This window comes from Actinophytocola sp. (assembly GCF_036402745.1).
GTDB lineage: Bacteria > Actinomycetota > Actinomycetes > Mycobacteriales > Pseudonocardiaceae > Actinophytocola.
The window spans coordinates 1-9,098 of the sequence record NZ_DASWSJ010000289.1; the positions used below are offsets into that span (position 1 = coordinate 1).

A 9,098-nucleotide genomic window follows, 5' to 3' on the forward strand; every position below is an offset into this window, starting at 1 on the left:
GGACGCGGCCATAGCCGGTCCGCAGGAGTACCGCATCGCCGGATCGCACCCGCACACCCTGGCGACGCTCGGCCTCCTCGAGATCGTCGGGAAACACACCCTGCCCCGGCTCCAACCACGGCACATCGCGGACCCTCGCAATGTCCAGCAGGACACCACGCGTGATGATCCCGTTCGCCGCCGCCGTGACGGCCGCCCACGCCGATCCCGTTGCGGCGTCGACCAACGAGTGCGACCGCCCGTTGTACATCGTGCCGTCCCAGAAGATGTGGCACGGCGAGTCGACGTGGGTGAGGGTGTTGCCGTGGAACGTGATGCCGAGCCGCTCGGACGAAAAGCCCCAGCGCCGGTCGTTGCGGAATGCGGCCACCGGCATGTTCTCGGCACCCGGCATGTCAGCGGCGCACGGGCACGTCGTCGTCGACCGCTCCATGTCTTCCGGTACGGCAACCTCCCATGCGCACGACACGCTCCTGCCATGGCGCACGGCCCGCGCCGCCGCCAGCCGGACGTCGTCGGTGATGTGGTTCAGAGTGCCGAGCTCGTCGTCGTCGCCCCACCGTCCCCAGTTCGACAGCGTGTCGAAGTACCCGAGCACGTCGTCCTGTGTGGGCATCGGTCGCCCTGCCGTCATCCCAGCATCGACTCCTCCGGTCACGCGGTTCGAGGCCAAGGCCCGCTGAACTGGCATGACACTAGATCAGCGGGCCAGCAGCCGGCCGGTCAGGAGGTAGGTACGGCACACCTGTGGTGCTGTGGCACCGGTAGCAGGCACGTGCCGACAGCAGCGACACCACCGGATGCGTCACGGCACCAGGATGATCCTGATCGGGGCATCCGTCTTGCCGGCCAGCCGGGCCACGGCGTCGGCCGCCTCCGCGAGCGGCATCGTCGCGGAGACCGACCGGTGCAGGTCCAGCCGGCCGAACCGGGTCAGCTCGATCAGCTGCTCGACCGCGCCCGGCCCCGACCCGTACGAGCCGATGATCTGCTGGCCGCGGAAGCTGAGCGCGATCGAGTTCTTGAGCGCCAACGGTTCCGGGGTGAGCCCCACGAGCACGAGCCGCCCGCCGAGGCCCAGGCAGCGCGCCGCCTGCTCGCGCACCGCGCCGACGCCGGCCATGTCGTAGGCGACGTCGAGGCCCGCGCCGCCGGTGAGCGCGAGCACCTGGTCGCGCAGGTCCGCCGCGGCCGGGTCGAGCGCCACGTCCGCGCCGAACTCCAGCGCCCGCTCGCGGGCCGCCGGCAGCGGGTCGACGGCCACGATCGGCACCGCGCCGACCAGCCGCAGCAGCTGCACCGCGTGCGCGCCGAGCCCGCCGACCCCCCACACCCCCGCCGGCCGTCCCGGCGCGGCCGCCTTGCCGGCACCGGTGACGGCGCCCCACGGCGTGGACACCGCGTCCGGGACGATCGCCGCCTGCTCGAACGGCAGCTCGTCCGGAATCGCGACCAGCGTGTGGTGGCTGGCCAGCGCGTACTCCGCCCAGCCGCCGTCGTAGTCGACGCCGCGCGTCCGCACGGCGAGGCACGGCTGGCGGAACCGCACGCAGTTCGCGCAGCGGCCGCAGTGCTCGCCGGCCTGCAGCACGACCCGGTCGCCCACCTGCCACGGCGCCGGCACGGCCGGGCCGAGCAGGTCGATCTCGCCGGCGACCTCGTGGCCGAGCGTCACCTCGTCGCCCTCGAGGAACAGCGGGCTGAGGCTGCCGTCGATCAGGTGCACATCCGACAGGCACACGCCGGCGGCCCGCACGCGGACCCGCACCTGGCCGGGCCCCGGCTCGGGCACCGGCACCTCCCGGACCGTGAGCTTGCGGGTCGAGATCTCCAGCCGTCCGGCGAGCATCGCGGGTCCTCCCAGGTGGTTGGCTCAACCCACCTTGCCACGGGAGAACAGCGGCCTGTCGGCGTATTGACCCGCCCGTATCGACGCGACTACGGTCCGAGTTGGTTGCTTATGTTGAATACTGCTCGCATCGGGGCGAGCAGATGAACGCAACCGAACGCTTCCGGAGGGTCCCCCAATGCGTCCGGTCGTCCTCGTCGCCGTCGCCGCCCTGCTCATCTCCGGTGTGCCTGCCACGACGGTGGCCGCGCAACCACAGGGACCGGACGCCTACGCCTACCTCGACAACCCCCGCATGACCGGTGAGGGCCAGCAGCCGCCGCACGCCGAGCTGCGCCCGTACGCCACCACCCGCGCCGCCGCGCGCCACGGCGAGCGCTCGCCCTTCGTCCAGTCGCTCGACGGGGACTGGCGCATCCACATGTCCGACCGCCCCGACGGCGTGCCCGCGGGCTTCTTCGCGGCGGACTACGACACGAGCGGCTGGACCACGACGACCGTTCCGCACACCTGGCAGACCGCCGGCCTCGACCACCCGATGTTCCGCAACATCCCCGAGGAGGTCTGGCCCGACAACCCGCCCTTCGCGCCCAAGGACGTCAACCCCACCGGCGCCTACGCCCGCGACTTCGACCTCCCCGCCAACTGGACCGACCGCAGCACGTTCCTGCGCTTCGAGGGCGTCACCTCCGGCTACTTCGTCTGGGTCAACGGCACCTACCTCGGCTACGACCAGGGCGGCTACACCCCGGCCGAGTTCGACATCTCGCAGGCGCTGCACCCCGGCCGCAACCGGGTCGCCGTCCAGGTGCACCGCTGGGGCTCCGGCTCCTACCTCGAGGACGTCGACCAGTGGCGCTACAGCGGCATCTTCCGCTCGGTCTGGCTCTACAACACGCCGAGGACCCACATCCGCGACCTCGCGGTCACCACCGACCTCGACGCGACCTACACCGACGCCACCCTCAAGGCCGACGTGGCGCTCACCCGTGCGCAGCCGGGACCGGTGACCGTCACCGCGTCCCTCCGCGACCACGGCGGCCACGAGGTCGCGACGTTCCGGGCCACCACCGAGAACGACACCGCCACACTGTCCACTGTGGTCAGTAACCCGAAGAAGTGGACCGACGAGACGCCGAACCTCTACACGCTCGTGCTCACCGCCGGCGACCACGTCACCAGCGAGCGGATCGGCTTCCGCGAGATCACCGTCGAGGACCGCCAGCTCAAGGTCAACGGCAAACGCGTGCTGTTCAAGGGCGTCAACCGGGCGGAGACCGACCCCGACCACGGCCGGTACGTCCCCCGCGCGCGCCAGGAGCAGGACGTCGCGCTGATGGAGCAGCTCAACGTCAACGCCGTGCGCACCTCGCACTACCCGTCCGACCCGTACTTCTACGACCTCGCCGACCGAGCAGGACTGTGGATCGACGACGAGGTCGACATCGAGACCCACGCGCACGAGTCCTGCCCGAGCGTCTGCCTCGCCGACAAGCCGGAGTGGCAGGACGCCTTCCACGACCGGTTCGTCGCCATGGTCCAGCGCGACAAGAACCATCCCAGCGTCTTCATGTGGGACACCGGCAACGAGGCTGGTCTCGGCAAGGGCCACTACGCGATGGCCGAGTGGGCGCGCGCCAACGAGCCGACCCGCCCGCTGTACCACCAGTCCAACTCGCCCAACGGCGACGCGCCCTACGCCGACGTCTGGGGCCCGCGCTACCCGACCCCCGAGCGGCTCGCCCAGCAGGCCCAGCAGACGACCAAGCCGGTGATCCTCGGCGAGTACGCGCACGCGATGGGCAACAGCCTCGGCAACTTCCGCGAGTTCTGGGACACGATCCGCGCGAACCCGCAGCTGCAGGGCGGCTTCATCTGGGACTGGGCCGAGCAGAACATCCGCCAGGACGTCCGCGTCACCCCCGACGGCTCGGGCAACGACATCATGGCCCACCTCACCGGCAAGCCCGACATCGTCGACGGCCACCGCGGCAAGGCGCTGCAGCTGTCCGGCCTCGACGACTTCGTCGAGGTGTACCGGGACCGCCGGCTCGAGATCCGCGACGCGCTCACCCTCGACGCGTGGGTCAAGCCGGCCGCCTGGACCGGCGACCTCACGATGATCGCCAAGGGGGACAAGGCCTACGCGCTGAAGATGAAGACCGCGACCACGCTCGAGTTCTTCGTCTACAGTGGAGGGTGGCGGGTCGTGCAGGCCGAGGTGCCGGCCGACTTCTACGGCCACTGGCACCGGGTCACCGGCACCTTCGACGGCACCGCGCTGCGCCTCTACATCGACGGGGCCGAGGTCGGCAGCACCGCGTTCACCGGCACCATCGACAACTCCTTCTACGAGGTCAACGTCGGCCGCAACCCCGAGGTCATGCAGGACCAGTACCGCGGCAGGATGGCCCACGGCACCATCGACGACGTGCGGATCTACGACCACGCCCTGACCGCCGGCGCGCTCGCGGCCGGCGAGGACCCGGCGCCGGACGCCGTGCTGGCGCTGAACTTCGACGAGTTCACCACCGCCGGTACCCACCTGTCCTACGGCGAGAGCCTGTCCGGTGTGGACGGTCTGGTCGGCTCGGACCGGTTCCTCCAGCCGGAGACCGCGCAGCTCGCGTGGGTGCAGCAGCCGCTGCGCTTCTCCTACGGCGGCGGCGTGCTCACCGTCCACAACGAACGCCCGTTCGCCTCGACCGGTGGCACGTCGCTGCGCTGGTCGGTCCGGGAAGGCGGCAAGGAGGTCGCCGGGGACACGCGCGCGCTGGACATCGCGGCCGGCGGTACCGGCACCGTGGCCATCCCCGTGCCGGGCAACCCCCGCGACGTCGAACGGTTCCTCGACGTCACCACCACCGGCACGGTGCCCGCGCACGACCAGTTCCCGCTCGGTGGCACGGTGGTCCCCGGCAACGAGCTGCCCGACGGCAGCGGTACTGTGACCACTGAGGACGGTGCCGACGCGGTCACCCTGTCCGGCAAGGACTTCCGGTACACCGTCGACAAGGCCACCGGCTCGCTCACCTCGATGCGGGTGCGCGGCACCGAGCTGCTGAGGTCCGGCCCGGTGCTGGACGCGTGGCGCGCGCCGATCAGCAACGAGACCTACAACTGGGGCACGGCCGAGGGCGAGCTGTGGCGCGCGGCCGGGCTGGACCGGCTGAGGACGACGGTCGGCTCGGTCACCGTCGAGCCGGGGACGGTCACGGTGACCAGCACGGTCGCCGCGCCGGACCGGCCGGACGCCTCGTTCGCGCAGACCATGACCTACCGGGTCGACGGCGCGGGCACCATTCGCCTGGCGCACCACGTGTCGCCGCGGGGAGCCGTGCGGACGCTGCCGTACCTGGCGAGGATCGGCGTGCAGCTGGCCGTGCCCGACACGTTCCAGAGGTTCGCCTGGTACGGCCGCGGCGCGCAGGAGAGCTACGTCGACCGCAAGGAAGGCACCCCGATCGGCGTCTACAAGTCCACTGTGGACGGACAGTACGTCGACTACTACCGCCCACAGGACCACGGCAACCACACCGACACCCGCTGGGCCCTGCTCACCGACGGCCGGACCGGCGGCCTACTGGTGGCCGGCGCGACGGATGTCAGCGTCACCCCGTACGACGACCTCGACCGCGCCGCGTACCCGTTCGAGCTGCAACGCAACCCGGGCTGGGTCACCCTGCACGCGGACCACGCGGCCACCGGCGTGGGCGACACTCCCAACCCGGTGCGCGAGCGCTACCAGGTCCAGCAGGACGTGGATCATTCGTACGACCTGGTGATCCGCCCCCTGAGCCCGGCAGAGGTGCGCCACCACTAGTCCGCCTCCCCGGGATTAAAAGTGTGCGTTGCGTCCCGGCGAATAGTGCGGGTGTCGAGGTGGATGGTGGCTGGGTGCCGTCACGGTCCCCTGAGGTTCCGGTGGTCGGCGCAGGACTTCACACGATGATCTACGAGACAGGCCCTAACCGGTGCAGGTGGGTTCCTGGACGCCGGCCTGGATCCAGGGCAGGTTGACCTTGCGGAACGCGATCGAGCGGTGGGAGGTCGAGCTGCTCGACGTGTCCTCGTTGACCTCGATCAGCGCGCCGACGTGGTAGTCGGCGGTCTTCGTGATGCTCGAGTAGCCGCCCTCGTGGTAGCTGCCGCCTTCCAGGGGCAGCGGCGCGTCGCTGAACGGGCGGCTGTAGCTCCAGGTCCGGGCCTCGTCCTCGCTCATCCGGATGCGCATCTTGGTGCGCGTCTCGCTGCTGGCGGAGTTGACGAACGCCAGGCGCGCGGGGGCGTCGGCGTTGTAGCGCATGGTGGACGCCTCGTTCTTCGGGTCCAGCAGGCAGCTCGCCGGCGCGAACGCGGTGAACCCGGACTCGATCGTGCCGCGGGCGACGTACCGGCGCTTGTTCGCCTCCCACACCGGTGTCGTCGCGCGGTCGTTGCGGTAGAGCGTGCCGTTGGCGAGCTCCAGCACGGTCGACTCACCGGTCTGCTCCATCGCCGCGCCCGCGGTGGTGCGCATGACCTGCACCTTCCACGTCGCGCCGTGGTCGTCGCTGTAGATGTTGCGGTGCTGGGCGGGGATGACGAGCCGGCCGGGGTTGCGGTAGGTGGTCTGGATGCCCACGCCGGGGCCGACCGCGTCCCAGTTCCAGCTGCCGCCGCCGGCGAGCGTGCGCGGCTTGAGCGTGGCCGACATGTTGACCGGGGCCGACCAGCTCGCGCCGTCGGTGGTGCTGGAGGAGACCCAGACCTGGCGGTCGTCCCAGGAGTTGACCGTGGCGCCGGCCTGGTAGTTCATGAACAGCCAGACCTTGTTGTTCGACCGGTCCACCACGGCGGTCGGGTTGCCCCACGTGCCCTGCCCGGAGCCGACGACCTCGGAGAGCGCGGACCACGTCGCGCCGTTGTCGGTGGAGCGCTTGTAGAGCAGGTTGATGTTGCCGAAGTCCGCGTTGTCGGCCGCGCGCCCCTCGACGAACGCGATGAGCGTGTCCTTGGCGGTGCGGACCAGTGCGGGGATGCGGAAGGAGTGGTAGCGGATCCCGTTGAGCTGCTCGGAGCCGCCGCCGTCGAAGATGATCTTCTCGGAGTGCGACTGCGCGGCCGCCGCGGCACTCCCCGTCGGCGCGACGAGCGCCCCGGCCAACCCGATGAGGAGCCCGAGGCCCCGAAGACGTCCTGTCCGCACCGCGCGCTCGCTTTCGCTGGTCGGGCAAAGGAAAACTCCCGACCAAACTAACGCATTTCGGGTGATTCGGTAACCCGCAGGAGAAGCGTGTTCGGGTTTACTGGTAGGCCGGCTCCGGGGCCGGGCCGTACGCGGCGAGCCGGTCGGCGAGGTCGTCGTCGGCGTCGGTGGCTCGGAACCCGGGGGGCGCGGCCTGGCCGGGCCCCGCGCCGGCCACGAGGGCGGCGGCGAACCGGGCGACCACGCGGGGCGGCGGCAGGATGTCCGAACCGAGGTAGGACAGGACGATGAGGTCCTCGCCGGAGGCGGTCTCGATGGCGCCGCACCAGCCATGCCGCTCGTCCCAGAGGAGGGCGAGGTCGCGGTCGGGGAAGGCGGGCACCCGGTCGTCGATCGGGATGTAGGCCGTGACCGGCGCCTCGGGCTGCACCCAGAACGCATCCCCGGAGCAGCCGAGCGCCTCGGTGACCAGACCCACGTACCGACGCAGGCCACCTACCGTGCGGCTCCGGGGCTCGAGCTCCATCTGTCTTCCGTCCCTCCTGTGCGGTTCGCGGCCGCCGTCGGGGACGACCGCGAAGGGGATACCCAACGCCGGTCCTCCGACACCCGTTCGTGTCAGAACGGGTGTCGGAGGACTGACCGGCTCGGGTCAGGCGTTGAGCTGCTTGCGGTCGGTGATCGAGATCCTGCGCGGCTTGGCCGCCTCGAGAACCGGGATGCGCAGGGTCAGCACGCCGGCGTCGTAGGTGGCGTCGATGTTGCCGCTGTCGAGCGTGTCGCCGAGGAACAGCTGGCGGGAGAACACGCCGAGCGGACGTTCGGAGATCTGCATCTCGACGTCGCCCGGGGTGGTGGGCCGGCGCTCGGCCTTGACGGTGAGCACGTTGCGCTCGACCGTGAGCTCGACGGCGTCGGGCTCGATGCCGGGCAGGTCGAACGCGACGACGAACTCGTCACCGGATCGGTAGGCGTCCATCGGCATGGCGGTGGGGCGCGACCAGCTGCCGGTGGTGCCGAACACGTGCTGGGCGAACCGATCCAGCTCGCGGAACGGGTCCGTGCGCATCAACATCTTGCTACCTCCTTGGCTCGTTGGGTTCTGTCAACGCGCGATCCCGTTGTATCATGTCGTCGAAACGATGACAAGTGTGACGTCGTCGAAAGGATGACTAGATGGACCAGCTCTCGGCGGCGAAGGCGTTGGCCTTGGTCGAGGCCGTGCTCGGCGATGTCCGGCAGGGTGCCGCGCCCGACGTGCTCACCGGACTGGAGGTGCTGCGGCGCCTGCGGGAGGAGGTCGCGGCGTGGGAGCCGGAGCTCATCGCCGCGGCGCGCGAGCAGGGGGAGAGCTGGGCGCGGATCGCGCCGGCGCTGGGGGTCACCAGCCGGCAGGCGGCCGAGCGGCGGTACCTGCGGCTGCGCCCGTCGGCCACCGGCGAGGCCACGGGTGAGGAACGGGTCCGCGCCGAGCGCGACAAGCGGGCCGGCGACCGTGCGGTCGCGCACTGGGCCCGGCAGAACTCCGTGGCACTGCGCCGCCTCGCGGGCCGGGTGAGCGCCGCCGAGACCCTGGGCGACGCCGCCCAGGCCCGGGTGGACGAGGCCCTGGCCGACAACGACCCGGCCGCGTTGCTGTCCCCCCTGGCCGCCGCCCGCGCCGACCTGCGCGAGGCCCACGAGCGCCTGGCCGACGAGCTAGGCGCCCTGACTCGCCAGACCGACGACGTCCGCCAAGCCACCCAAGGTCGCCGCGACCGCTAAGGCCTGTCTCGTAGATCATCGGGTGAAGTCATGCGCCGACCACTGGAACCTCAGGGGACCGTGACGGCACCCAGCCACCACCCACCCCGATACCCGCACCCATTCACTGGGACGCAACGCACACTTTAAATCCCGGGGAGGCGGACTAGGTGTCTCGTAGATCATCGTGTGATGTCCTGTGCCGACCACTGGAACCTCAGGGGACCGTGACGGCACCCAGCCACCATCCACCTCGATACCCGCACTATCCGCTGGGACGCAACACACACTTAAATCCCGGGGAGGCGGACCAGCGTC

7 protein-coding genes are annotated in these 9,098 nt (G+C 70.9%); 2 read left to right on the top strand and 5 right to left on the bottom strand.

Going from position 1 to position 9,098, the window contains the following annotated elements; translation table 11 throughout:
* Both VGD70_RS27360 and VGD70_RS27365 read right to left on the bottom strand, forming a co-directional pair.
* Positions 1-616, bottom strand: a 616-nt coding sequence (locus tag VGD70_RS27360; RefSeq protein ID WP_331086271.1) for a cyclase family protein, incomplete at its 3' end; no start/stop codon positions are given.
* Positions 617-805: 189 nt separating this feature from the next.
* Positions 806-1,849 carry a zinc-binding dehydrogenase gene (locus VGD70_RS27365; protein ID WP_331086273.1) on the bottom strand — a complete coding sequence of 348 codons (1,044 nt, stop codon included), beginning with the start codon at positions 1,847-1,849 and terminating at the stop codon, positions 806-808.
* A 178-nt stretch (positions 1,850-2,027) separates the two neighbouring features.
* On the opposite strand from VGD70_RS27365, the gene VGD70_RS27370 reads away from it, so the two are divergent.
* Entirely contained in the window at positions 2,028-5,672 is a 3,645-nt protein-coding gene (locus VGD70_RS27370) for a glycoside hydrolase family 2 TIM barrel-domain containing protein (RefSeq protein WP_331086275.1), read from the top strand.
* 144 nt (positions 5,673-5,816) lie between these two features.
* On the opposite strand, the gene VGD70_RS27375 is transcribed toward VGD70_RS27370, so the two are convergent.
* The 3 genes from VGD70_RS27375 to VGD70_RS27385 form a co-directional block, all read right to left on the bottom strand.
* Positions 5,817-7,037 (bottom strand): sialidase family protein, encoded by a 1,221-nt coding sequence (locus VGD70_RS27375; RefSeq protein WP_331086277.1) that lies wholly within the window; start codon positions 7,035-7,037, stop codon positions 5,817-5,819.
* 97 nt (positions 7,038-7,134) lie between these two features.
* Positions 7,135-7,563 carry a DUF6292 family protein gene (locus VGD70_RS27380; RefSeq protein ID WP_331086279.1) on the bottom strand — a complete coding sequence of 143 codons (429 nt, stop codon included), beginning with the start codon at positions 7,561-7,563 and terminating at the stop codon, positions 7,135-7,137.
* 126 nt (positions 7,564-7,689) lie between these two features.
* The gene (locus VGD70_RS27385) at positions 7,690-8,112 is read right to left on the bottom strand and encodes an Hsp20/alpha crystallin family protein (protein WP_331086281.1); all 423 of its coding nucleotides are present in this window, start codon (positions 8,110-8,112) and stop codon (positions 7,690-7,692) included.
* 101 nt (positions 8,113-8,213) lie between these two features.
* On the opposite strand from VGD70_RS27385, the gene VGD70_RS27390 reads away from it, so the two are divergent.
* A complete protein-coding gene (locus VGD70_RS27390; protein WP_331086283.1) occupies positions 8,214-8,801 on the top strand; it encodes an HSP18 transcriptional regulator in 588 nt (195 codons plus the stop codon).
* Positions 8,802-9,098: the final 297 nt, after the last annotated feature.

What these genes read in the sequence shown, in the direction of transcription:
- VGD70_RS27365 (WP_331086273.1), bottom strand. Translation starts at nt 1,849, where the DNA reads ATGCTCGCCGGACGGCTGGAGATCTCGACCCGCAAGCTCACGGTCCGG.
- VGD70_RS27370 (WP_331086275.1), top strand. Translation starts at nt 2,028, where the DNA reads ATGCGTCCGGTCGTCCTCGTCGCCGTCGCCGCCCTGCTCATCTCCGGT.
- VGD70_RS27380 (WP_331086279.1), bottom strand. Translation starts at nt 7,563, where the DNA reads ATGGAGCTCGAGCCCCGGAGCCGCACGGTAGGTGGCCTGCGTCGGTAC.
- VGD70_RS27385 (WP_331086281.1), bottom strand. Translation starts at nt 8,112, where the DNA reads ATGTTGATGCGCACGGACCCGTTCCGCGAGCTGGATCGGTTCGCCCAG.
- VGD70_RS27390 (WP_331086283.1), top strand. Translation starts at nt 8,214, where the DNA reads ATGGACCAGCTCTCGGCGGCGAAGGCGTTGGCCTTGGTCGAGGCCGTG.